The sequence below is a fragment of the Streptomyces nitrosporeus genome (genome assembly GCF_008704555.1).
GTDB lineage: Bacteria > Actinomycetota > Actinomycetes > Streptomycetales > Streptomycetaceae > Streptomyces > Streptomyces nitrosporeus.
Genome location: NZ_CP023702.1, coordinates 5,681,747 through 5,705,906, shown reverse-complemented (window position 1 = coordinate 5,705,906; position 24,160 = coordinate 5,681,747). Strand labels below are relative to the sequence as shown.

The window sequence follows — 24,160 nt, the reverse complement described above, 5'->3', positions numbered from 1 at the left end:
CGAGCCGGTTACACGCCCGACGGCTCCGCCGTGCGCTCCGTCTCCGCCGTGGCCTGCGGGCCGGACTTCGCCGCCCGCTTGTCCGCCTTCTTCTTCGCGCGGCGCTCCTTGCGGAGTTCGACCATCGCGTAGAGCGTCGGTACCAGGAGCAGCGTCAGCAGCGTCGAGGTGATCAGACCGCCGATCACCACGAGCGCCAGCGGCTGCGAGATGAAGCCGCCCTTTCCGGTGACGCCGAGGGCCATCGGGAGCAGGGCGAAGATCGTCGCCAGTGCCGTCATCAGGATCGGGCGCAGCCGGTGGCGCCCGCCTTCCATGACTGCTTCGACGACGCCCATGCCCTGGGCCCGGTACTGGTTGATCAGGTCGATCAGCACGATGGCGTTGGTGACCACGATGCCGATCAGCATCAGCATGCCGATCATCGCCGGGACGCCCATCGGGGTGCCGGTGACGAGCAGGAGACCGAGGGCCCCCGTCGCGGCGAAGGGGATGGAGACCAGCAGGATCAGCGGCTGGATCAGCGACCGGAAGGTCGCGACCAGCAGGATGAAGACGATCGCGACCGCCGCCAGCATGGCGAGCAGCAGCTTCGCGGTGGCCTCCTCCTGCTCCTCGGTGACGCCGCCGAGGGTGGCGGTGGCGCCCTCGGGGAGGTCCAGGGCGTCGAGCTTCTTCTGGAACTCCATGCTGACCGCGCCGGTGTCGTCGCTGGTCGGCTTGGCCGTGATCGTGGCGGCGCGCTGGCCGTCGATCCTGGTCATCGAGACCGGTCCTGGCACCAGCTTCACGTCGGCGACGTCGCCGAGCGTGACGGGGCCGAGCGGCAGGTCCTTCAGCTCGGCCACGGTGGTGGCCGGGTGCGCGGACCTGACGACGATGTCGCGCTCGGTGTCGTCCATGACCGCCTTGCCGGACGGGGTGCCGCGCACCGCGCCCGCGACCACTCCGCCGAGGGCGGTCTGGTCGAAGCCGGCCGCCGCGGCCTTGTCGTTGGCCGTGACGGAGATCCGGGGAACGCTCTGGGCCAGGTCGCTCTGGACGTCGGTGACGTCGTCCAGCTTCGCGGCCTCGGTGCGCACCATCTCCGACGCCTTCTTCAGGACGTCCGCGTCGGCGGCCTTCACGGTGACGCTCAGGTCCTGGGAACCGAACGAGCCGGCGGCGGCCAGGGTCGTCTCACCGATGCCGTCCAGCTTGCCGAGCGCCTCCTCGATCCGCTTCTCGGCCGCCGCGTAGTCCGCCGCGTCCTTGAGCGTGACCTGGTAGGTCGCCTGGTTGGCTCCCGTGCCCCCGCCGAAGGCCGCCATGAAGCCGGAGGAGCCGACGGTGACCTGGTAGTCCTTGACGCCCTCGTCGGCGGCGAGGACCTTCTCGACCTTCCGCGCGGCCTCGTCGGCCGCTTCCAGGCTGGTGCCGGGGGCGAGTTCCTGGCTGACGGTGAGGACTTCCTGCTCGCCCTCCTCGAAGAGGGTCGTCTTCAGCAGCGGTGCCATGCCGAAGGTGCCGAAGAGCACCACGAGGGCGATGACGAGGCTGGCGGCGCGGCGGCCGGTGGCGAAGCGGAGCACCGGGAGGTACATCCGCTGGAGCCGGCTGGCGGCTTCCTTCTCCTCGGCCAGGCGGCGTGCCTCCTCCGGGTTCCCCTCGGTGCCCTCGGGGGCGCGCAGGAACCAGTACGACAGGACCGGTACGACGGTGAGGGAGACCAGCAGCGACGCCAGCAGGGCGGCGGTGACGGTGAGGGAGAACGAGCCGAAGAGCTGGCCGACCATGCCGCCGACCAGGCCGATGGGCAGGAAGACCGCGACGGTGGTGAGCGTGGAGGCGGTGATCGCGCCGGCGACCTCCTTGACGGCGGTGATGATCGCCGACTCGCGTTCCTCGCCGTATCCGAGGTGCCGCTTGATGTTCTCCAGGACGACGATCGAGTCGTCGACGACGCGGCCGATCGCGATGGTCAGCGCGCCGAGCGTGAGCATGTTCAGCGAGAGGTCGCGGGTCCAGAGCACGATCAGCGCGAGGACGACGGAGAGCGGGATGGAGACCGCGGTGACCAGCGTCGAGCGGATCGAGGTGAGGAAGACCAGGATCACGACGACCGCGAAGACCAGGCCGAGCGCGCCCTCGGTGGTGAGGCTGGAGATCGACTCGGAGACGGCGGGGCCCTGGTCGGAGACCACGGTCAGCTCGGCTCCCGAGCCGAGGTCCTCGCGCAGGTCCGGCAGCAGGTCCTGGACGGCGTCGGAGATGGCGACGGCACTGCCGTCCTGGTCCATGGTCGCCATGACGGCGAGGCTCGGCTTGCCGTTCGTCCGGGTGAGGGAGACCGCGGTGGCGGCCTCCTGCTTCACGGTGGCGACGTCGCCGACGCGGACCGGCTCACCGGCCTTGCCGGTCGCCGGGTCCTTGGCGAAGACCTGGAGGTCCTCGATCTGCTCCAGCGAGGTGAAGGAGCCGCCGACCTGGATGGTGCGGCTCTTGCCGGCCTCGGAGAAGGAGCCGCCCGGTACGGTCGCGCCGCCGGCCTGCAGGGCCTGGGAGAGCGCGGCGGTGTTCAGTCCGGCCGCGGCCAGCTTCCTGTCGTCGGGGACGACGGAGACCTGGAGGTCCCGGACACCGTCGACGGAGACCTGGCCGACGCCCTCGATGTCCTCCAGCGCGGGAACGACCGTGCGGTCGAGCTGGTCGGCGAGCGCCTGCTGGTCCTTGTCGGAGGTGACGGCCAGCACGACGGTCGGGATGTCGTCCGTGGAGCCGGCGATGACCTGCGGGTCGACGTCCGCGGGCAGCAGGTTGCGGGCCCGGTTCACCGCCTGCTGGATGTCCGCGACGAGCTGCTTGGTGCCTTCGTCGCCGAAGTCGAAGGTCGCCATGACGACGGCGCTGCCCTCGCCGGCGGTCGAGGTGATGCCCTCGACGCCGTCGACGGCCTTGATGGAGTTCTCCAGAGGCTCGACCACCTGCTTCTCGACCACGTCGGGAGAAGCGCCCTGGTAGGGGGCCAGTACCGACACCATCGGCAGTTCGATGGTCGGCATCAGCTGCTGCTTGAGCTGGGGTATCGCGATCGCCCCGAACACGAGCGCGACGATCGAGATCAGCCCGATCAGCGCCCGTTGCGCGAGGCTGAATCTGGACAGCCAGGACATGGGTGGGTCTCTCTTCTGTGGCTTACGCGGCAGGTGGGCGGCGCTTCGCCGGCACGGGACGCGGCCAGCCCACCCCTACGATGCCGTGCCCGGGTGACGGAATCGTCGCCCCCCGGGTTGCTTTCTGATGTCGGGCATACCGCAGCTGGAGTACGCCCCGCCTCCACCCGTCAGTCGGCCCGGGGGCGCACCAGGCCCGATTCGTACGCAATGACGACCAATTGGGCGCGGTCCCGTGCGCCGAGTTTCGCCATGGCCCGGTTCACATGGGTCTTGACGGTGAGCGGGCTGACCGCCAGCCGTTCGGCGATCCGGTCGTTGGTGTGCCCTCCGGCGACGAGCACGAGCACCTCCCGCTCACGGCCGGTGAGCGCGGCGAGCTGCTCGGCGTAGGCGGCCGGGGTGTCGGCGGGCCCCTCGCCGGCGCTGCCGCCCTGGGCGAGGAACGTGGCGATGAGCCCCTTGGTCGCGGCGGGTGAGAGCAGGGACTCCCCGGCGGCGGCGAGCCGGATGGCGTTCAGCAGTTCGTCCGGCTCGGCCCCCTTGCCCAGGAAGCCGGCGGCGCCCGCGCGCAGCGCCTGGACCACGTACTCGTCCACCTCGAAGGTGGTGAGCATGACGATCCGTACGCCGGCGAGTTCCGGGTCGGCGCTGATGGCGCGGGTGGCGGTGAGTCCGTCGGTGCCGGGCATCCGGATGTCCATGAGGACCACGTCCGCCCGGGTGGCGCGGGCCAGCTCGACGGCCTGGGCGCCGTCCGCGGCCTCGCCCACGACCCGCATGTCGGGCTCGGAGTCGACCAGTACCCGGAACGCGCTGCGCAGCAGCGCCTGATCGTCGGCGAGCAGCACCCTGATCGGTGTCATACGCGTTCCCCCGTGGTGGATGTCCTGCTGTCGCCGGGGGCCGCCCGCAGGACGCATCCCCCCGCCCTCTGCCCCGTGTCCCGGGCCGGTTCGCCGTCCGCGCCGGTGGTGAGGGGCAGGATCGCATGGACCCGGAAGCCGCCGCCGTACCGGGGGCCCGCGGTCAGTGCCCCGCCGAGCGCGGTGACGCGTTCCCGCATGCCGAGGAGGCCGTGTCCGCCGCCGTCGGCCCGGTCCGCGCCGGCGGCGGTCCCGGTGCCGTCGTCGAGCACCGTGACCTCGGCGCTCGCCCCGGCCCGTACGACGCTGACCTCCGCCCTGGCGTGGGCCCCCGCGTGCTTGCGGACGTTGGTCAGGGCCTCCTGGATGATGCGGTAGGCCGCCAGGTCGACGGCCGCGGGCAGCGGTTCGTCGCGGTCGGTCCGGGCCACCTCGACGGGCAGGCCGGCGTTGCGGAAGGTGGCGACCAGGTCGTCGAGGACGGCGAGGCCGGGCGCCGGTTCGGTGGGGGCCTCGGGGTCGCCGGACTGGCGCAGCAGTCCGACGGTGGACCTGAGCTCGTCGAGTGCGGAGCGGCTGGCCTGGCGTACATGGGCCAGGGCCTCCTTGGCCTGGTCCGGGCGCTTGTCCATGACGTGGGCGGCGACCCCGGCCTGGACGTTGACCAGGGCGATGTGGTGGGCGACGACGTCGTGGAGGTCGCGGGCGATGCGCAGGCGCTCCTCGGCGACCCGGCGGCGGGCCTCCTCCTCGCGGGTGCGTTCCGCGCGCTCGGCCCGTTCCCTGATCGCGTCGACGAAGGCCCGCCGGCTGCGCACGGCGTCCCCGGTGGCGCCCGCGAGCCCGAGCCAGGCGAGTACGCCGACGTTCTCCTGGCTGTACCAGGGGGAGGAGCCGACCACCATCGCGGCCATGGTCAGCGAGACCATGGTCAGCAGGCCCACCCGCCAGGTGGTGGGCCGGTCGGTGCGGGCGGCCACGGTGTACAGGGCGACTACCACGCTCATCACGACGGGGGCGGGCGGGTCGCTCAGCAGGAACTCGGCGATGCTCAGCGCGCCGGTGGCGGCGAGGACCTCCATGGGCCGGCTCCGCCGCCGTACGAGGGCCGCCGCGCCGAGGACCATGAGCAGGACGCTGGAGGTGTCGGGGGCGCGGACCCCGAAGCTGGGCCCGTGCCCGGGGTGCGGCTCGGCGAACGAGGCGCAGACCATGCAGACGAGGACGCCCGCGGCGAGTGCCCCGTCGAAGGCGAGGGGGTGGCCGCGCAGCCAGCGGCGGGCACGCGCGAACCCTGTCGGAAGGGTGGTCACGTCCAGCTACGGTACGGCGTGTCGCACCCTGTGCGCCCCGGTACCCGGCGGATCGGTCCCACCGGCACGGCGCCCCGCACCGGTGGGACCGGGCGGGGCGCGGCGGGAGTGCGCGGGGGCGGAGCCGGTCAGCCGGGGATCAGCCCGTCGTCGCCGAGCATGGCGCGTACCTCTTCGAGATCTGCGTCGGGGGACGGCAGGATCAGCTCGGACGGCTCCAGGGAGTCGTCCGGCAGGGGGGTGCCGAGCTCGCGCACCCGGTGGAGGAGCGCGTGCAGCGTGCCGCGGAACCCCGGCCCGTCACCCCGCTCCATCTCGGTGAGCAGGAGGTCGTCGAGCGTGTTCAGCTCGGCGACATGACTGTCGGCCAGCTCTACCTGGCCCTCCCCCATGATCCGTACGATCACGACGCCGCCCTCACTGCTTGTCGAACTTGTGCGGGGACTGCTGCGACTGCGGCGCGGCGTCCTGCGTGCCGCCCTCGATCGCCTGCTGCTGCGCGGAGGAGCCGCCGGCCAGCTCGGCCTTCATGCGCTGCAGTTCCAGTTCTACATCGCTGCCGCCCGAGATCCGGTCCAACTCGGCGGCGATGTCGTCCTTGGCGGTTCCCGAGGGGTCGTCCAGGGCACCGGAAGCCAGCAGCTCGTCGATGGCCCCGGCACGGGCCTGGAGCTGCTGGGTCTTGTCCTCGGCCCGCTGGATCGCCAGACCGACGTCGCCCATCTCCTCGGAGATACCGGAGAATGCCTCGCCGATCCGGGTCTGCGCCTGGGCCGCGGTGTAGGTGGCCTTGATGGTCTCCTTCTTCGTGCGGAAGGCGTCGACCTTGGCCTGGAGCCGCTGGGCGGCGAGGGTGAGTTTCTCCTCCTCGCCCTGCAGCGTCTGGTGCTGCGTCTCCAGGTCGGTGACCTGCTGCTGGAGGGCGGCGCGCCGGGACAGCGCCTCGCGGGCCAGGTCCTCGCGGCCGAGCGCGAGCGCCTTGCGGCCCTGGTCCTCCAGCTTGGACGACTGCCCCTGCAGCTGGTTGAGCTGCAGCTCCAGCCGTTTGCGCGAGGTCGCCACGTCGGCGACGCCGCGGCGCACCTTCTGAAGCAGCTCCAGCTGCTTCTGGTACGAGTAATCCAGGGTCTCGCGCGGATCCTCGGCCCGGTCAAGGGCCTTGTTTGCCTTCGCGCGGAAGATCATCCCCATACGCTTCATGACACCGCTCATGGGCTTCGCGCGCCCCCTTCTGACGGACTGAGCTCCGGCACTCCAACAGAACCCACAGTACGGGCCCTGTCTCCATTACCGCACTGTTCGGGCGCGGATGTGCTCCTCCCCAAGGACGACTGCCGCCGGTGATCACTCCCGCCCAGGGTGTAGAAGACCCTCAGGGAAAGCGTCGGCAACGTCCGTTCTGCCCCTGTCGGGACGCTTATCAGGACGCGTGCCGTTGCCGGATCGTTCCCGCCCGGTCCTCATCCGTCCTGATCGACCCCGTACCCTTGGGCCTTGTGTTCCGTAGCCGTTCCAAGGAAGAGAAGGCCCCCACCGGCAAGGTGACGGCGGACCTCTCCAAGCAGCCCCGCGACCCGCAGGCACCCAAGGGTCGCCCTACCCCCAAGCGCAGCGAGGCCCAGACGCAGCGCCGGCGTGCCTCCAGCGGCGCCCCGCTGGACCGCAAGGCCGCGGCGAAGCGCCAGCGTGAGGCGCGCCGCGCGGACCTGGCCAGGCAGCGTGAGGCGCTCGCCTCGGGTGACGAGCGTTATCTGCCGGTACGCGACAAGGGCCCCGTGCGGCGCTTCGTCCGTGACTTCGTGGACTCCCGCTTCTGCATCGCCGAGTACTTCCTCCCGCTCGCGGTGGTCATCCTGGTCCTGAGCGTCATCCAGATCCCCAGCATCCAGAACATCTCGCTGCTGCTCTGGCTCGGCGTGATCGTGCTGATCGTGCTGGACTCCATCGGTCTCGGCTTCCGGCTCAGGAAGCAGCTGGCCGAGCGCTTCCCGGACCAGCCCAAGCGCGGCGCGGTGGCGTACGGCCTGATGCGTACGCTACAGATGCGCCGGCTGCGGCTGCCCAAGCCGCAGGTCAAGCGGGGAGAGCGGCCCTGAGTACGGAGACCTCCGGCTTCACGGGGGTCTCGTCCCGGTGGCTGGAGGGGCTCGGCGGGCTCCGCAACGTCGTGCGCCAGGAGCTGGTGGCACGGCAGCTGGACGAGCAGATAGCCGCCCGTTTCCCGGTGGGGAGGCGGCTGCGGGTGCTCGACGTCGGCATGGGCCAGGGCACGCAGGCCCTGCGTCTGGCGCGGGCCGGTCACTCGGTGACCGGGCTGGAGTCGGACGCGGAGATGGTGCGGGTCGCGCGCGAGGCCCTCGCCGTCGAGCCCGAGGGCATCCGGGAGCGGATGCGGATCATCGAGGGCGACGGCCGCGAGACCGGGGTGCACTTCCTGCCCGGCAGTTTCGACGTGGTCCTCTGCCACGGCGTCCTGATGTACATCGACGAGCCGGACGCCCTGCTGGCGGGACTGGCCCGGGTGCTGGCGCCCGACGGCCTGCTGTCCCTGCTCGTACGGAACGCGGACGCCCTGGCGATGCGGCCGGGGACGGCGGGGGACTTCGGCGCCGCGCTGGCGGCCTTCGAGTCGGACACGTACACCAACCGGCTGGGCCTGGCCGTGCGGGCGGACCGGCTGGAGACGCTGACCGCCACACTCGCCGGGATCGCGGCCCCGCTGCACGCCTGGTACGGCGTGCGGGTCTTCACCGACAACGTGCCCAACGAGGCGGAACTGCCGGGCGGCGGGGAGCTGGAGCGGGTGCTGGCCGCCGAGGACCGGGCCGGGCGGACGGACCCGTACCGGCGGGTCGCCGCGCTGCTGCACCTGTGCGGGGTACGCGGCTGAGAGGCCGGGGCTCCCCTTCCGTCCGGGTCTTCGGCGCCGGCCGGCGGTACGCCTGATCGGCCGATCAGCGCAGGCCGCCGCCGGTGGGGCGTGGCGATACTCCCGGCATGGACACAACCCCCGCCCGTGCCCGGCTGCGCCGGTCGCTCCTGCCCCTGACCGCCGGTGCCTGCGCCCTCGTCCTGGCGGGCGGCTGCGCGGGCGGGCCGGACTCACCCCCCTCCGGCGCTCCGGTGCAGAAGGCCGCCGCCGCGGCCGCGCCGGACGACCTGCAGGAGCGGTACCAGAAGGTGATCAACGACGTGCTGCCCTCGGTGGTGCAGATCGCCGCCGGTGACAGCCTCGGCTCGGGCGTCGTCTACGACGACAGGGGCCACATCGTCACCAACGCCCATGTGGTGGGCGAGGAGAAGACGTTCGACGTCAGCGTCGCGACCGGTGAGAAGGCGCTCAAGGCGTCGCTGGTGTCCTCCTACCCCGAGCAGGATCTCGCGGTCGTCAAGCTGGACAGGGTCCCGGACGGGCTGCGGGCGGCGCGGTTCGGTGATGCCGACAAGGTCGAGGTGGGCCAGATCGTGCTGGCGATGGGCTCGCCGCTCGGTCTGTCCAGCAGCGTCACCCAGGGCATCGTCTCGGCCCTGGGCCGGACGGTCAGCGAGAGCCGGTCGGGCGGCGGCACGGGGGCGACGCTCGCCGACATGGTGCAGACCTCGGCGGCCATCAACCCGGGGAACAGCGGCGGTGCGCTGGTGAACCTGGACAGCCAGGTGATCGGCATCCCGACGCTGGCGGCGACGGACCCGCAGCTGGGCGGCAGCGCGGCGCCGGGGATCGGGTTCGCGATCCCGGTGTCGATGGTGCGGACGGTCGCCGATCAGATCATCGAGTCGGGGCGGGTCACCGATTCGGGGCGGGCGGCACTGGAGATCACGGGCCGCACGGTCGTCGACGACGACTACCGGCCGGCCGGGGTGGCGATCGTGAGTGTGGAGGAGGACGGGGCGGCCCGGAAGGCCGGGCTGCGCGTCGGGGACATCATCACCCGGGTCGGCGACACCCCGGTCACCACCATCACGTCCCTCTCGGAGGCCCTGGCGGGCGACAAGCCCGGGGACAGGGTCCGGGTGACGTACACCCGCGGCGGCGACGAGCGGACGGCCGAGGTCACCCTGGGCGAGGTCTGACCGGCCCCGGACGCGCCGGCACGGCACCGGCCGGAGGCCGCCCGCCAGGGGCGCCTCCGGCCGGTGCCGTGCCGGCCGGCGGCTCCTCAGCCGGCCTGGAGGCTCATCGGGCCGTAGATCTTCGTCGAGTCCTCGAAGAGCGTCACCTGGTCCGCGCCGCCCTCCAGGAGCTCCTTCCAGAACTCACCGATCCACGACTCCGCGTCCCCCTGGGTGGTGAATTCCTCCGGCTGCAGCGCCGGCTCCGTCTCCGTACCGTCGGACTTCTCGAACCGCCACGTCCACGCCATGTCCGCCTCCTGGGTCGTGTTGCTGACCGCAGCCTAGCCGGGGGCGGGCGGGCGGCGGGAGACGGCGGGCGACCGGCCCGGGCGCGCAGCCGGGGCGGGGACGCGGGAAGATCGTGGGCGTGGAACTGACTCTGCTCGGCACCGGGGCCCCCACCGGACTGCCGCGGCCCGCCTGCCCCTGCGCGCGCTGCGCGTCGGCCCGGGGTGCGGGGGCCCGCGCCGCGACCTCCCTGCTCGTCGACGACGCGCTGCTGCTCGACCTCACCCCGGGCGCGGTGTTCGCCGCGGCCCGGGCCGGCCGTTCGCTCACCGGTGTACGGCAGGTGCTGCTGACCCACCCGCACGACGGGCCGGCGGTCGAGCTGCCCCCTTCGCTGCCGCCGGCCGGGCGGGTGCCGGACGGGCGGACCCTGACCCTGATCAGCGGGCACCGGGTGCGGGCGATGGCGCTGGACGCCCCGGGCACCGGGTACGAGGTGACGTCCGCCACGGGTGAGCGGCTGCTGTACCTGCCGCCCGGCGGCGCCCCGGCCGGTATGGCCGGGCGGGCGGCCGGGCCGTACGACATGGTCGTCTGCGATGTGACCGGCCGGCCGGACGCGGTGGCCGGGCTGCGGGCGGCGGGCGCGGCCGGGGACGCCACCGAGGTGGTCGCCGTCCACCTGGACCATGACGCGCCGGCCGGGGCGGAGCTGGACCGGCGGCTGGCGGCGGCCGGGGCGCGGGCCGTCGCGGACGGGACGACGCTGCCGGTGGGCGGGCGCCGGGCGGCTCCGGTGATCCCCCGGCGCACCCTGGTGACGGGCGGCGCCCGGTCCGGGAAGTCGCTGGAGGCGGAGCGGCGCCTGGAGACGTTCCCCGCGGTGGTGTACGTGGCGACGAGCGGCAGCCGTGAGGGGGACGCCGACTGGGCGGACCGGATCGGGCTGCACCGCGAGCGCAGGCCCGCCGCGTGGCGCACCGAGGAGACGTGCGAGCTGGTGGAACTGCTGGAGGCCGACGGTCCCCCGCTGCTGATCGACTGCCTGTCGCTGTGGCTCACGGACGCGATGGACCGTGTGGACGCCTGGGACAACGCCCTGTGGGCCGACGGGGGCCGGGAGAAGCTCAGGGCCCGGGTGGCGGAGCTGGTCCGCGCGGTCCGCCGAACGCGCCGTACGGTCGTGGCGGTCACCAACGAGACCGGCTCGGGGGTGGTGCCCGCGACACCGTCCGGCCGGCGTTTCCGGGACGAACTGGGCCGCCTGAACGCGGCGTTCGCCGACGAGTGCGAGCAGGTGCTGCTGGTGGTGGCGGGTCAGGCGCTGGTGCTGCGCGGCTGACCGCCGCCGGTGCCCGGCCGGGGGTACGGGGGCGGGCGGGCGCGGACCGGCGGGTGTGCGGGGCCGGGCGGAGCGGGTGCCCCGGGGGCCGCAGGCCGCCGGGGGCGACGGGGCCGGGTGGGTCTCGGGCCGCCGGGTACTGTTCCGCAGAGGGGCCCGCCGCCGGGCTCCCGCCCACCCTGTGACGACACGCGAGGCAGACCCCCGTGAATCTGGACGACTTCTCCGACCTGATCGAACGCCCCGACGGAGGCGTGCGCCGCGACGCGGAGGAACGACGGGAGCGGCTGATCGTGCCGCCCGGTTCCCTCGGCCGCCTCGACGAGCTGGGCGAGTGGCTGTCCGCCGCCCAGCAGTCGGTGCCGGTCAAGGCCGTCGACCGGCCGCGTGTGGTGCTGTTCGCCGGTGACCACGGGGTGGCGGAGCTGGATGTGTCGGGGCGTGCGGCGGGAAGCGCGCACGAGCTGGTCCGGGCGGTCCTGGACGGATCGAGTCCGGTGGCGGTGCTGGCCCGCCGGTTCTCCGTACCGCTGCGGGTCGTGGACGCCGGGCTGGACTGCGACCCGGAGCTGCTGCCGGAGCCGGTCGTACGCCACCGGGTGCGGCGGGGCAGCGGGCGGATCGACGTCGAGGACGCGCTGACGGCCGGGGAGGCCGAGCAGGCCGTGCGGCTGGGCATGCGGATCGCCGACGAGGAGGCGGACTCCGGTACCGATCTGGTGGTCCTGGGCGATCTGAGCGTCGGCGGCACGACGGCCGCCGCGACGCTGATCGCCGCCCTGTGCGGTACGGACGCCTCGGTGGTGACCGGCCGCGGCGGGGCGGGCATCGACGACCTGGCGTGGATGCGCAAGTGCGCGGCCGTCCGGGACGCGCTGCGCCGGGCCCGGCCGGTGCTCGGGGACCAGCTGGAGCTGCTGGCCGCGGTGGGCGGAGCGGATCTGGCGGCGATGACCGGCTTCCTGTTGCAGAGCGCGGTACGGCGGATGCCGGTGGTGCTGGACGGTGTGGTCTCGGCGGCCTGTGCGCTGGTGGCCCAGCGGGCGGCCTTCCGGGCTCCGGACTGGTGGCTGGCCGGCCAGGTGAGCGGTGAGCCGGCGCAGGCCAAGGCGCTGGACCGGATGGCGCTGACCCCGCTGCTGGACCAGCGGGTGACGGTCGGGGAGGGCACCGGGGCGCTCCTCGCCCTGCCGCTCGTCCAGGCGGCGGCCGCTCTGGCGGCGGAACTGCCCGAGCGCGCGGAGGAGGACGGGGACGGAGACCAGGACGGGGACGGGGAGCCGGTGTCCGGCGGCGCGGAGACGGCCGGGGCGGAGACTTCCGCCTGACCCCGGCCGGCCCTGACCGGGGGCGCCCCGGTCAGGGCCGGCCGGACGGCGGCCCCGGGAGCGGGGCCCGGTCGGGGGCCCCGCCGATCAGGTCCTGGAGCCGGCGGCGCGGCCCCGCCCAGCGGGCGTCGTGGTGGTAGGCCCGCAGCAGTGCCCGGGCGCGGGCGCGGGGCCGCCGCCGGTAGAGGTGCCGGGCCCAGGGCGAGGCGGGCCGGGCCAGCCGGACGGCGGCGACCATCGCGACGACCGGGACCAGGGTGCCGATCACCGCCATGCGGATCTTGCCCTTGGACAGGGCGGCCAGCACGAAGGCGAAGTTGGCGGTGTAGGTCGCGACGACGCCCGCCCGGCCCTGCTGCGCGCTGTCGCTCAGCCCGTCCACGCCGAGCGGGGAGAAGCCCGCCAGGACGAGGGCGACGAGGGAGGCGGTGAGGACGACCACCTCGACGCTCCGGCGGCCCTCCTCGGTCCAGTACACGTCGTCGAGGTGCAGGATCAGCGCGAACTCGTCCAGCACCAGTCCGGTCCCGGTCCCGAACACGACCGCGAAGAGGCAGGCCGCCACCCCGTGCCGGTCGCTGGCGATCGCGCCGAACCCTCCGGTCACCGCGAGCACGACGCCCGGCACCACGTGGTGGATGTGGAGGCCTCCGGGCCTGATGTCGCGGAAGGGGCCCTTGCCGGCCCGGATCATGCGGGTGACGAAGCGTGTGACGGCGAACGTCAGCACGAAGGCGGCCAGTGCGAGAAGCAGGGGCAGACGGCCCGGCTCGACGAAGTTCCGGTACAGCCAGTGACCCATCCCACGCGCTCCCGGTGATCCACTCACAGCTCCTGGCGGAAGGCGGGCCGGGCACCCTGCCCCTCAGGACCCCTTATGCGCCTTTTGCCGCGACCTGTTCAACCTAGCGTCCCGGCCGGTCCCCGGGGTCCCGGGACGCCGGTGTCCGGGGGCCGCTAGCCTGCACGCGGTGACCTCCCTGAACAGTGACGGCGTCCGTTTCGCCTTCGGCACCCTGACCGCGCTCCCCGTCCGTGTCTCGCGCTGGGACCGGCCGGCCGCACGCGCGGGCATGCTGTGCGCGCCGCTCGCCGGGCTGGCCGTGGGTCTGCTCGCGGCGGCGCCCGGGGCGCTGCTCCTGCTCGCCGGGGCGGGCCCGCTGCTCGCCGCGGCCGTCTCCGCCGCCGTGCCCGCCGTCCTGACCCGGGGCCTGCACCTGGACGGACTGGCGGACACCGCGGACGGGCTGGGCAGCGGGAAGCCGGCCGAGGACGCGTTGCGGATCATGAAGCAGTCGGACATCGGGCCGTTCGGGGTCATCACCCTGCTGTTCGTCCTGCTGGGCCAGGTCGCGGTGCTCTTCGAGCTGTACGGCCGGGGCTGGGCGCACGGTGCCTCGGGCGCCGTGGCCGCCGCCGTGGTGGCCCGGCTGGCGCTCACCCTGGCCTCGCGCCGCGGTGTCCCGGCGGCCCGGCCCGAGGGCCTCGGCGCGGCGGTCGCGGGCACCGTCCCGCCGGGCGCGGCCGCGGTCCTGGCGGCCGTGGTGGTGGCCGGCTGCGCGGCGGTGGGCGCGGTGACGGGCGGCCACGGGGCACTGCGCTTCGCCCTGGCGGCCCTGGCGGGCCTGCTGGCGGCGCGGCTGCTGCTCGGGCACTGCGTCCGGCGTTTCGGCGGGGTGACCGGCGATGTGTTCGGGGCTCTGGAGGAGACGGCGGCCACAGCGGTGCTGGTGGCCCTGGCCCTCGGCTGAGCGCGGCTCCCGCCGGTGCCTCAGCAGGTCCGGCGCCAGACCCCCAGTTCGTACTTCTTGAGCAGGGAACTCAGCTCCAGCCGCCGGGACTCGGCGCAGAAGTCGCTCACCGGCAGTTCGTACTCCGCGTGGAAGACGGCCTTGCCCGCCTCGATGAACGGGGTGAGTTCCGCGCATTCGCCGTACTGGGCGCACTGTTCGTTGACCGCGAAGTCGAAGTCGCCGACCAGTTCGGGGATCTGGGGGAGGTCGTTCTTCAGGCCGACGGCCATGCCGTGGCCGTGGGCGATGCGGGCGATCAGCCGGTTGTAGCGGAGCTGGTCCGCGGCGGTGAGCGGGAAGCCGGTGTCGTTGAGGTAGCCGTCCATGTTGTCGGGCTCCACCGCGTCGAAGCCTTTTCGCGCGCACATCTCGATCCGGGCCTCCATCAGTGGTTCCAGGACGTCGGTGCGGCGGATGTCGAGCCACCACTCCCCCTCCCAGCCGTTGCTCCTGCCGCGTACGGAGGCGGGGAACTCCTCCGCGTCCGGGCGGAAGTCCTCCCAGGCGCCGGTGGAGAGGTAGCAGATGACCTTGCGGCCCTCGCGGTGGAGCCGGGCGACGGTCTCCGCGTCCTGGTCGAAGCCGTCGATGTCGTACACCGGGACGTCGACGTCCGTGTCCAGCCGGCCGGAGAGCTGCCACTGCCAGTCCACGCCCGGTTCCGGCTGCCAGCGCTCCGCGGCCGGCTTCCCGGTGGCGCCCCCGCCTCCGGCCGCCCCCGCGCCGGACGGCTCCGTACCGGTGGCGCAGCCGATGAGCAGGAGGAGCGGGAGCAGGGGGACCAGCAGGGCCTTCCGGCGTCCCGCGCCCCTGGCCGGCGTTCCGTCGCCCATGTGTCCCCCCGCTCCGTGCGTCCTGGCACACGACCCTATCCGCGCCCCGTCCGCCCGGACGGCCCTGCCCCTGTAAGACGGACGCAATGGCGCGCGTAGGCTCATTCCCGGCACATCGCGGCGGGGTCTACGATGCGCCGGGCGCGGTCGGCCCACCCCTTCGACCGACTCCAGAACTCAACGGAAGCGAGATTTCACCACCGTGACTGCTCTCACTCTCAGCACATCCGGTGCGGCGACGCTGCGTGCCGACGCCGTGGTCGTCGGGGTCGCCAAGGGCGCCGAGGGCCTGGTCGTGGCGCCGGGCGCCGAGGCCGTGGACAAGGCGTTCGACGGCAAGCTGGCGGGCATCCTGGAGACCCTGGGTGCCTCCGGTGCCGAGGGCGAGGTGACCAAGCTGCCCGCGCCCTCCGGCCTGAAGACCCCCCTCGTGCTGGTGGCGGGGCTCGGCAAGGCCCCCGAGCAGGACGGTGCGTACGACGCCGAGGCCCTGCGCCGCGCCGCGGGCAGCGCCGCCCGCGCGCTGTCCGGCACCAAGAAGGCCGGCTTCGCGCTGCCGACGGAGTCCGCCGAGGACGCCGGGGCCGTCGCGGAGGGCGCCCTGCTGGGCGCGTACGCCTTCACCGCCTACCAGGGCGGCGAGGACAAGGTCGTGCCCAAGGGCGCCGGGAAGAACGGCCCCAAGCAGCCGCTCGCCGAGGTCGCCCTGCTCGGCGCCAAGCCGCGCGACAAGGCGTACAAGGCCGCCGCCGAGCGTGCGATCGCCCTCACCGAGGAGATCAACCGCGCCCGCGACCTGGTCAACACCCCGCCGAACGACCTCTACCCGGAGTCCTTCGCCGCCGTGGCCACCGCCGCCGGCAAGGAGCACGGCGTCAAGGTGCAGGTCCTCGACGAGAAGGCCCTGGTCAAGGGCGGCTTCGGCGGTCTGCTCGGCGTCGGGCAGGGCTCCGCCCACGGCCCGCGCCTGGTCAAGCTGGCCTACACCCACCCCAAGGCGGAGAAGACGCTCGCCCTGGTCGGCAAGGGCATCACCTACGACTCGGGCGGCATCTCGCTGAAGCCGGCCGGTCACAACGAGACGATGAAGTGCGACATGGCCGGCGCCGCCGCGGTGTTCGCCGCCGTCGTCTCGGCCGCCCGTCTCGGCCTGCGGGTCAACGTCACCGGCTGGCTGGCGCTGGCCGAGAACATGCCGGGCGGCAACGCCACCCGCCCGGGTGACGTGCTGCGCATGTACAGCGGCAAGACCGTCGAGGTCCTCAACACCGACGCCGAGGGCCGTCTGGTCCTCGCCGACGCGCTGACCCGCGCCTCGGAGGAGAAGCCGGACGCGATCGTCGACGTGGCGACGCTGACCGGGGCGATGGTCCTCGCGCTGGGCAACCGCACCTTCGGTGTGATGGCCAACGACGACGCCTTCCGCACCGCGGTCCACGAGACCGCCGAGGAGGCCGGTGAGGCGTCCTGGCCGATGCCGCTCCCGGCCGACCTGCGCAAGGGCATGGACTCCCCGACCGCCGACATCGCGAACATGGGTGAGCGGATGGGCGGCGGCCTGGTGGCCGGCCTCTTCCTGAAGGAGTTCGTCGGCGAGGGCATCGCCTGGGCCCACCTGGACATCGCGGGCCCGGCCTTCCACGAGGGCGCGCCGTACGGCTACACGCCCAAGGGCGGCACGGGTTCCTCGGTCCGCACGCTGGTCCGGCTGGCCGAGCGTACGGCCGACGGCGAGCTGGGCTGACCCGCCGCGTCCGGGGCCCGCGCCGGCTCCGTACGCGCTCCACGCGCGCCCGTCCACGGGCGGTGACACGGCCCCGGGCATACGTCCGGGGCCGTGCGTGTTCACCTGAGCGGTACCTGACCGGCCGGTTTCCGCGATTCTGTACGCGCGCGCCGGGGTCCGGGCCGGATGCCGGCCCGTCCCGGAGCAGGGGCCCGCGTCCCGTCCGCCCCCAACAAGTGCGAAGATGGGTTCTCGGCAGGACAGGGCCCCCACCACAGGGCCGACATACGCAAGCGGCCGAACACCAGCCGACCGGCCGGTCACACCCCAGCGACGGGGCCCGGCGTACGGCGCACATGCATGGAGGACGTGACGTGGCGAACGACGCCAGCACCGTTTTCGACCTAGTGATCCTCGGCGGTGGTAGCGGCGGTTACGCCGCGGCCCTGCGCGGAGCGCAGCTGGGCCTGGACGTCGCACTGATCGAGAAGGGAAAGGTCGGCGGCACCTGCCTGCACAACGGCTGCATCCCCACGAAGGCTCTGCTGCACGCCGGCGAGATCGCCGACCAGGCCCGTGAGTCGGCCCAGTTCGGTGTGAAGGCCACCTTCGAGGGCATCGACATGGCGGCCGTCCACACGTACAAGGACGACGTGATCTCGGGCCTGTACAAGGGCCTGCAGGGTCTGATCGCCTCGCGCAAGGTGCACTACATCGAGGGTGAGGGCCGGCTGTCGTCGCCCACCTCGGTGGATGTGAACGGCCAGCGCGTCCAGGGCCGCCACGTGCTGCTCGCGACCGGCTCCGTGCCGAAGTCGCTGCCCGGCCTGGAGATCGACGGCGACCGCATCATCTCCTCGGACCACGCGCTGAAGCTGGACCGGGTGCCGAAGTCCGCGATCGTCCTGGGCGGCGGCGTCATCGGCGTCGAGTTCGCCTCGGCGTGGACGTCCTTCGGGACCGAGGTCACCATCGTCGAGGGCCTGAAGCACCTGGTCCCGGTCGAGGACGAGAACAGCTCGAAGCTGCTGGAGCGCGCGTTCCGCAAGCGCGGCATCAAGTTCAACCTCGGCACCTTCTTCGACAAGGCCGAGTACACCCAGGACGGCGTGCGGGTCACCCTCGCCGACGGCAAGACCTTCGAGGCCGAGGTGCTGCTGGTCGCGATCGGCCGCGGCCCCGTCTCGCAGGGCCTGGGCTACGAGGAGGCCGGGGTCGCGATGGACCGCGGCTACGTCCTGGTCGACGAGTACATGCAGACCAACGTCCCGACGGTCTCCGCCGTGGGCGACCTGGTCCCGACCCTCCAGCTGGCCCACGTCGGCTTCGCCGAGGGCATCCTGGTCGCCGAGCGCCTGGCCGGCCTCAAGACCGTGCCGATCGACTACGACGGTGTCCCGAAGGTGACGTACTGCCACCCCGAGGTCGCCTCCGTCGGCATCACCGAGGCCAAGGCCAAGGAGATCTACGGCGCGGACAAGGTCGTGGCCCTCAAGTACAACCTCGCGGGCAACGGCAAGAGCAAGATCCTCAAGACCGCCGGCGAGATCAAGCTGGTCCAGGTCAAGGACGGTGCCGTGGTCGGCGTCCACATGGTCGGTGACCGTATGGGCGAGCAGGTGGGCGAAGCCCAGCTGATCTACAACTGGGAGGCGCTGCCGGCCGAGGTCGCGCAGCTCATCCACGCCCACCCGACCCAGAACGAGGCGATGGGCGAGGCCCACCTGGCCCTCGCCGGCAAGCCGCTTCACTCCCACGACTGATCCAGTCCCGGGCGACGACCGACCACTTCCGCATTTTCGTAAGGAGCAACTGAAACCATGTCGGTTTCCGTAACCCTTCCGGCGCTCGGCGAGAGCGTCACCGAGGGCACTGTCACCCGCTGGCTGAAGGCCGAGGGCGAGCGCGTCGAGGCCGACGAGCCGCTGCTCGAGGTCTCGACCGACAAGGTCGACACCGAGATCCCCGCCCCCGCCTCCGGCGTCCTGACCTCCATCAAGGTCGCCGAGGACGAGACCGTCGAGGTCGGCGCCGAGCTGGCGGTCATCGACGACGGTTCGGGCGCGCCCGCCGCCCAGGAGGCTCCGGCCGCCGAGCCGGCGGCCGTCCCGGCCCCGGCCGCCGAGGAGGCGCCCGCCGCCCCGTCGACCGAGACCGAGGCCCCGGCGCCGTCGGCCGAGGAGACCACCGGTGCCTCCTCCGCCGCCGGCACCGACGTCACCCTGCCGGCGCTCGGTGAGAGCGTCACCGAGGGCACCGTCACCCGCTGGCTGAAGGAGGTCGGCGAGGAGGTCGCGGAGGACGAGCCGCTGCTCGAGGTCTCCACGGACAAGGTCGACACCGAGATCCCCGCACCGGTCGCCGGTGTGCTGCTGGAGATCGTGGTCGGCGAGGACGAGACCGCCGAGGTCGGCGCCAAGCTGGCCGTCATCGGTGCTCCGGGTGCCGCCCCGGCGGCTGCTCCGGCCCAGGCCGCTCCGGCTCCCGCCGCTGCTCCGGCTCCGGCCGCGGCTCCGGCTCCCGCCGCTGCTCCGGCTCCCGCCGCTGCTCCGGCTCCGGCGGCCGCTCCCGCCGCCCCGGCCCCCGCGCCTGCTGCTCAGGCCCCGGCCGCTCCGGCTCCGGCTCCGGCCGCCGCCCCGGCCCAGGCCCAGGCCCAGGCCCCGGCTCCGGCCGCGTCCGCCGGTGACGAGGGCGCGTACGTCACCCCGCTGGTCCGCAAGCTGGCCGCCGAGAACGGCGTCGACCTGGGCTCGGTCAAGGGCACCGGCGTCGGTGGCCGTATCCGCAAGCAGGACGTCGTCGCCGCCGCGGAGGCCGCCAAGGCCGCCGCCGCTCCGGCTCCGGCCGCCGCCGCTCCCGTCGCGGCCAAGGCCGCGCCGAAGCTGGAGGCGTCCCCGCTGCGCGGTCAGACGGTCAAGATGACCCGTATGCGCAAGGTCATCGGCGACAACATGATGAAGGCGCTGCACTCGCAGGCCCAGCTGACCACGGTCATCGAGGTCGACATCACCAAGCTGATGAAGCTGCGCAACCAGGCGAAGGCGTCCTTCGCCGCCCGTGAGGGCGTCAAGCTGTCCCCGATGCCGTTCTTCGTGAAGGCGGCGGCCCAGGCGCTGAAGGCCCACCCGGTCGTCAACGCCCGGATCAACGGGGACGAGGGCACCATCACGTACTTCGACTCGGAGAACATCGGCATCGCCGTGGACGCCGAGAAGGGTCTGATGACCCCGGTCATCAAGGGTGCGGGCGACCTGAACATCGCCGGTATCGCGAAGAAGACCGCCGAGCTGGCCGGCAAGGCCCGTGGTGGCGGCCTCACCCCGGACGACATGTCCGGCGCGACCTTCACCATCAGCAACACCGGTTCGCGCGGCGCGCTGTTCGACACCGTCATCGTGCCGCCGAACCAGGCGGCCATCCTCGGTATCGGCGCCACCGTCAAGCGTCCGGCGGTCATCGAGACCGCCGAGGGCACCGTCATCGGCGTCCGCGACATGACGTACCTCTCGCTCTCCTACGACCACCGCCTGGTGGACGGCGCGGACGCCGCCCGTTACCTGGCCACGGTCAAGGCGATCCTGGAGGCCGGCGAGTTCGAGGTCGAGCTGGGCCTCTGAGCCCCCGGGGCCACGGCTGAGCCCTCGGGGCCACGGCTAAGAGCCCTCGGGCTGTAACGAGCCTCACCAGCGGCGCCCCCGTCCGGAACACCTCCGGGCGGGGGCGCCGCCGTATTGTCTAGTCACCACCGGTCATTCCGGCAGCCGTGTCGGTGTATGTAGCACCGGTTTGCCCGAAGGAGCCCCTCATGACCCCGCCCGTCGTCCACTCGCTGCGCGAACAGATCCGCGAGCACATCGTGGACGGGATCGTCAGCGGGCGCTGGAAGCCGGGTGAGCGGATCGTGGAGCGCCGGATCGCGACCGAGCTGGAGGTCAGCCAGACGCCCGTCCGGGAGGCGTTGCGCGAGCTGGAGACGCTGCGGCTGATCGAGTCGGCCCCCAACAAGGGCGTCCGGGTGCGGAACCTGACCGCGGCCGATCTGGAGGAGAGCTACCCGGTGCGGGCCGGGCTGGAGCAGATCGCGGCGGAACTGGCCGCGCCCGCGCTCGCCGAGGACTGCTCGGCGCTGGCCCCGCACGTGGCGGCCCTGTACGAGGCGGACCGGCTGGCCGACGGCGAGGCGCAGGTGCGGCACACGGTCGGTTTCCACCGGGAGATGGTGCGGGCGGCGGGGAACGCCGTGCTGCTGCACACCTGGGAGGGGCTGGGCATCGAGGTGTTCACGGCCCTGTCGATCCGCTGGCTGGGTACGGTGCAGAAGTCGTACGCCGAGGAGCACGAGGCGCTGATCGAGGCGTTCCTGCGGCGGGACCCGCGGATAGCGGTACTGGTGAAGGAGCACGTCCTCGGGTGCGCTCCGCGCGCCTGAGGCGGAGCCGCGCGTCGCCCGGCGGGGTCGGCGCGCCTGCGCCCATCTGGGGTGCCGATCGCTCGTCCGTGCAGGTGAGCGCCCCTTTCCTCCCTTTGATCCCGTCACTCCGTGCCCCCTTTCGCGGCACCGCATGCCACTTTTCTTCATATCGAGAAGTTTTACCCTTCACCCTTTGATCGATCATCGATCGGCGCCTTACAGTTCAGTCGCGGGCCCACCGGCCCCATCGCCCTGTCCTGCCAGTCAGGGACTTCTCCACCCCCCTCCACTCCGGAAGGCGGCGATCATGACCGACCCCGTAGCAAAGCCGAGCGAGCTCGATCAGCTCCCGGACCGCGACCCCGAGGAGACCGCCGAATGGGCGGCCTCCCTGGATGCCGTCACCAAGGCCGCGGGCCCGCACCGCGCCGCGTACCTGATGCGGCGCTCGCTCCAGCACGCTGAGGGCGCCGGCATCGCGCTGCCCAAGCTGCTGGAGACCGATTACGTCAACACCATCCCCACCGCCGCGGAGCCCGCCTTCGACGGTGACCTGGAGATGGAGTCCCGTATCACCGCCTGGAACCGCTGGAACGCGGCGGCGATGGTCACCCGGGGCGCCCGCTTCGGCGTCGGCGGCCACATCGCCACCTTCGCCTCGGCGGCCTGGCTGTACGAGACCGGCTTCAACCACTTCTTCCGCGGCAAGGAGGGGGACGGCTCCGGCGACCAGATCTACGTCCAGGGCCACGCCTCGCCAGGTATCTACGCCCGCGCCTTCCTCGACGGGCGGCTCAGCGAGCAGCAGCTCGACAACTTCCGCCAGGAGTCGGGCGGTGACGGCCTGCCGTCCTACCCGCACCCGCGGCGGCTGCCCTGGCTGTGGGAGTTCCCCACGGTGTCGATGGGCCTCGGCCCGCTCTCTGCGATCTACCAGGCGCGCTTCAACCGCTATCTGGCCAACCGCAACATCAAGGACACGTCGAACTCGCACGTCTGGGCCTTCCTGGGCGACGGCGAGATGGACGAGCCCGAGTCGACCGCGGCCCTCGCCCTCGCGGCCCGTGAGCAGCTCGACAACCTGACCTTCGTCATCAACTGCAACCTGCAGCGCCTCGACGGCCCGGTCCGCGCGAACTTCCGTGTGGTCCAGGAGCTGGAGGGCGCCTTCCGCGGGGCCGGCTGGAACGTCGTCAAGACGCTCTGGGGCAGTGCCTGGGACGAGCTGTTCCAGCTCGACACCACGGGTGCGCTGGTCCGCCGCCTGCGGGAGGTCCCGGACGCGCAGTTCCAGACGTACGCGACCCGTGACGTGGCCTACATCCGCGAGCACTTCTTCGGCGCCGAGCCCGCGCTCGCCGAGCTGGCGAAGCTGCTGAGCGACGCGAAGATCGCCGAGTGCTTCTACTCCTCGCGCGGTGGCCACGAGGCCCGCAAGGTGTACGCGGCCTACCGCGCCGCCCTGGCACACAAGGGCGCGCCGACCGTGATCCTGGCGCAGACGGTGAAGGGCTACACGCTCGGCAAGGGCTTCGAGTCCAAGAACGCCAACCACCAGATGAAGAAGCTGTCGATCGACGAGTTCAAGGGCATGCGCGAGCTGCTCGGCCTCCCGATCCCGGACAGTGCCTTCGAGAGCGGGCTGGTGCCTTACGGCCACCCGGGCGCCGACTCCCCCGAGGTCCGCTACCTCCAGGAGCGCCGCGCGGCCCTCGGTGGTCCGGCCCCCGCCCGCCGGGTGCACGCCCTCGCCCTGCCGGAGCCGGAGGAGCGTGCCTTCAAGGCCCTGTACAAGGGTTCCGGCAAGCAGGAGATGGCCACCACCATGGCGTTCGTCCGCCTGGTGAAGGACCTGATGCGGGACAAGGAGACCGGCAGGCGCTGGGTGCCGATCGTCCCGGACGAGGCCCGTACCTTCGGTATGGAGTCCCTGTTCCCGTCGGCCGGCATCTACTCGCCGCTGGGCCAGACGTACGAGCCGGTCGACCGCGACCAGCTGATGTACTACAAGGAGGCCAAGGACGGCCAGATCCTCAACGAGGGGATCACCGAGGCCGGCGCCATGGCCGACTTCATCGCCGCCGCCACGTCGTACGCGACGCACGGCGAGACGATGATCCCGTTCTACATCTTCTACTCGATGTTCGGCTGGCAGCGGACCGGCGACCAGATGTGGCAGCTCGCCGACCAGCTCGGCAAGGGCTTCATCGTCGGTGCCACCGCGGGCCGTACGACGCTGACGGGTGAGGGCCTCCAGCACGCGGACGGCCATTCGCACCTGATCGCGTCGACCAACCCGGCGTCGCTCAACTACGACCCGGCGTTCGCGTACGAGATCGCGGTGATCGTCAAGGACGGTCTGCGGCGGATGTACGGCCCCGAGGCCGAGGACGTCTTCTACTACCTGACGGTCTACAACGAGCCGAAGCCGCAGCCCGCGATGCCGGAGGGCGTCGAGGAGGGCATCGTCAAGGGCCTGTACCGCTTCAAGGAGGGTGTGCCCGCCGCCGCGGACGCGCCGCGTCTCCAGCTGCTGGCCTCGGGCACGGCGATCCACTGGGTCCTCCAGGCCCAGGAGCTGCTGGCCGCCGACTGGGGTGTCACGGCCGACGTGTGGTCCGCCACCTCGTGGGGCGAGCTGCGCCGGGACGCGCTGGAGTGCGACGAGGCCCTGCTCCGCGGCGAGCAGCGGGTTCCGTACGTGACGCAGGCGCTGTCCGGCGCACCGGGCCCGGTCCTCGCGGTGAGCGACTGGATGCGCGCGGTCCCGGACCAGATCAGCCAGTGGGTGGAGCAGGACTGGTCCTCGCTCGGCACGGACGGCTTCGGCCTCTCCGACACCCGCGAGGGCGCCCGCAGGCACTTCGGCGTCGACGCGCAGTCGGTCGCGGTCGCGGCGCTGGCACAGCTGGCGCGCCGGGGCGAGATCCCCGCCTCGAAGGTCAAGGAGGCCCGCGAGAAGTACGGGCTCTGATCCCGGGTCCGCGGGTCCGCGGGAACAACGAGGCGGTGCGGTGGCCGGGCGTGTCCGGCCACCGCACCGCCCTCGCGT

19 protein-coding genes are annotated in these 24,160 nt (G+C 72.8%); 11 read left to right on the top strand and 8 right to left on the bottom strand.

What is annotated here, in order from left to right; genetic code table 11:
- Window positions 1-8 precede the first annotated feature (8 nt).
- From CP967_RS25160 to CP967_RS25140, 5 genes are all read right to left on the bottom strand, one after another.
- Entirely contained in the window at window positions 9-3,152 is a 3,144-nt protein-coding gene (locus CP967_RS25160; protein ID WP_150490157.1) for an efflux RND transporter permease subunit, read from the bottom strand.
- A gap of 170 nt (window positions 3,153-3,322) precedes the next feature.
- Window positions 3,323-4,018 (bottom strand): response regulator, encoded by a 696-nt coding sequence (locus tag CP967_RS25155; RefSeq protein ID WP_150490156.1) that lies wholly within the window; start codon window positions 4,016-4,018, stop codon window positions 3,323-3,325.
- Window positions 4,015-5,331: a sensor histidine kinase gene (locus CP967_RS25150; protein ID WP_150490155.1), complete on the bottom strand. Its 1,317-nt coding sequence runs from the start codon at window positions 5,329-5,331 to the stop codon at window positions 4,015-4,017. The genes CP967_RS25155 and CP967_RS25150 overlap by 4 nt, the downstream gene beginning before the upstream one ends.
- A gap of 128 nt (window positions 5,332-5,459) precedes the next feature.
- The gene (gene pspAA, locus CP967_RS25145) at window positions 5,460-5,738 is read right to left on the bottom strand and encodes a PspA-associated protein PspAA (RefSeq protein ID WP_150490154.1); all 279 of its coding nucleotides are present in this window, start codon (window positions 5,736-5,738) and stop codon (window positions 5,460-5,462) included.
- Between the two features lie 10 nt (window positions 5,739-5,748).
- Window positions 5,749-6,531, bottom strand: a complete 783-nt coding sequence (locus CP967_RS25140) for a PspA/IM30 family protein (RefSeq protein ID WP_150490153.1) — start codon at window positions 6,529-6,531, stop codon at window positions 5,749-5,751.
- Between the two features lie 296 nt (window positions 6,532-6,827).
- Between CP967_RS25140 and CP967_RS25135 the strand changes: the two genes are divergently transcribed.
- From CP967_RS25135 to CP967_RS25125, 3 genes are all read left to right on the top strand, one after another.
- The gene (locus CP967_RS25135; RefSeq protein WP_150490152.1) at window positions 6,828-7,427 is read left to right on the top strand and encodes a DUF3043 domain-containing protein; all 600 of its coding nucleotides are present in this window, start codon (window positions 6,828-6,830) and stop codon (window positions 7,425-7,427) included.
- Between the two features lie 86 nt (window positions 7,428-7,513).
- Entirely contained in the window at window positions 7,514-8,221 is a 708-nt protein-coding gene (locus tag CP967_RS25130) for a class I SAM-dependent methyltransferase (protein ID WP_229888643.1), read from the top strand.
- Between the two features lie 107 nt (window positions 8,222-8,328).
- Complete coding sequence (locus CP967_RS25125; protein ID WP_150490150.1) at window positions 8,329-9,405, top strand: S1C family serine protease; 1,077 nt, start codon at window positions 8,329-8,331, stop codon at window positions 9,403-9,405.
- An 86-nt stretch (window positions 9,406-9,491) separates the two neighbouring features.
- Here CP967_RS25125 and CP967_RS25120 read toward each other — a convergent pair whose 3' ends face one another.
- A complete protein-coding gene (locus CP967_RS25120; protein ID WP_069173098.1) occupies window positions 9,492-9,695 on the bottom strand; it encodes a hypothetical protein in 204 nt (67 codons plus the stop codon).
- A gap of 119 nt (window positions 9,696-9,814) precedes the next feature.
- On the opposite strand from CP967_RS25120, the gene CP967_RS25115 reads away from it, so the two are divergent.
- Window positions 9,815-11,017 carry a bifunctional adenosylcobinamide kinase/adenosylcobinamide-phosphate guanylyltransferase gene (locus tag CP967_RS25115; RefSeq protein ID WP_150490149.1) on the top strand — a complete coding sequence of 401 codons (1,203 nt, stop codon included), beginning with the start codon at window positions 9,815-9,817 and terminating at the stop codon, window positions 11,015-11,017.
- A 206-nt stretch (window positions 11,018-11,223) separates the two neighbouring features.
- Window positions 11,224-12,345 carry a nicotinate-nucleotide--dimethylbenzimidazole phosphoribosyltransferase gene (gene cobT / locus CP967_RS25110; protein ID WP_150490148.1) on the top strand — a complete coding sequence of 374 codons (1,122 nt, stop codon included), beginning with the start codon at window positions 11,224-11,226 and terminating at the stop codon, window positions 12,343-12,345.
- A 31-nt stretch (window positions 12,346-12,376) separates the two neighbouring features.
- Here cobT and CP967_RS25105 read toward each other — a convergent pair whose 3' ends face one another.
- Entirely contained in the window at window positions 12,377-13,147 is a 771-nt protein-coding gene (locus CP967_RS25105; protein ID WP_150490147.1) for a hypothetical protein, read from the bottom strand.
- 169 nt (window positions 13,148-13,316) lie between these two features.
- On the opposite strand from CP967_RS25105, the gene CP967_RS25100 reads away from it, so the two are divergent.
- A complete protein-coding gene (locus CP967_RS25100; RefSeq protein WP_150490146.1) occupies window positions 13,317-14,096 on the top strand; it encodes an adenosylcobinamide-GDP ribazoletransferase in 780 nt (259 codons plus the stop codon).
- A 20-nt stretch (window positions 14,097-14,116) separates the two neighbouring features.
- Here CP967_RS25100 and CP967_RS25095 read toward each other — a convergent pair whose 3' ends face one another.
- On the bottom strand, window positions 14,117-14,971 hold the full coding sequence (locus tag CP967_RS25095) for an endo alpha-1,4 polygalactosaminidase (RefSeq protein WP_150490145.1): 855 nt from the start codon (window positions 14,969-14,971) through the stop codon (window positions 14,117-14,119).
- 202 nt (window positions 14,972-15,173) lie between these two features.
- On the opposite strand from CP967_RS25095, the gene CP967_RS25090 reads away from it, so the two are divergent.
- The 5 genes from CP967_RS25090 (at window position 15,174) to aceE (ending at window position 24,082) form a co-directional block, all read left to right on the top strand.
- Entirely contained in the window at window positions 15,174-16,715 is a 1,542-nt protein-coding gene (locus CP967_RS25090) for a leucyl aminopeptidase (protein WP_150490144.1), read from the top strand.
- Between the two features lie 356 nt (window positions 16,716-17,071).
- The gene (lpdA, locus tag CP967_RS25085) at window positions 17,072-18,460 is read left to right on the top strand and encodes a dihydrolipoyl dehydrogenase (protein ID WP_150490143.1); all 1,389 of its coding nucleotides are present in this window, start codon (window positions 17,072-17,074) and stop codon (window positions 18,458-18,460) included.
- A 57-nt stretch (window positions 18,461-18,517) separates the two neighbouring features.
- Window positions 18,518-20,314, top strand: a complete 1,797-nt coding sequence (gene sucB / locus CP967_RS25080) for a 2-oxoglutarate dehydrogenase, E2 component, dihydrolipoamide succinyltransferase (RefSeq protein WP_150490142.1) — start codon at window positions 18,518-18,520, stop codon at window positions 20,312-20,314.
- A gap of 188 nt (window positions 20,315-20,502) precedes the next feature.
- Window positions 20,503-21,126, top strand: a complete 624-nt coding sequence (locus CP967_RS25075) for a GntR family transcriptional regulator (RefSeq protein WP_150490141.1) — start codon at window positions 20,503-20,505, stop codon at window positions 21,124-21,126.
- A gap of 289 nt (window positions 21,127-21,415) precedes the next feature.
- On the top strand, window positions 21,416-24,082 hold the full coding sequence (aceE, locus tag CP967_RS25070) for a pyruvate dehydrogenase (acetyl-transferring), homodimeric type (RefSeq protein ID WP_150490140.1): 2,667 nt from the start codon (window positions 21,416-21,418) through the stop codon (window positions 24,080-24,082).
- Window positions 24,083-24,160: the final 78 nt, after the last annotated feature.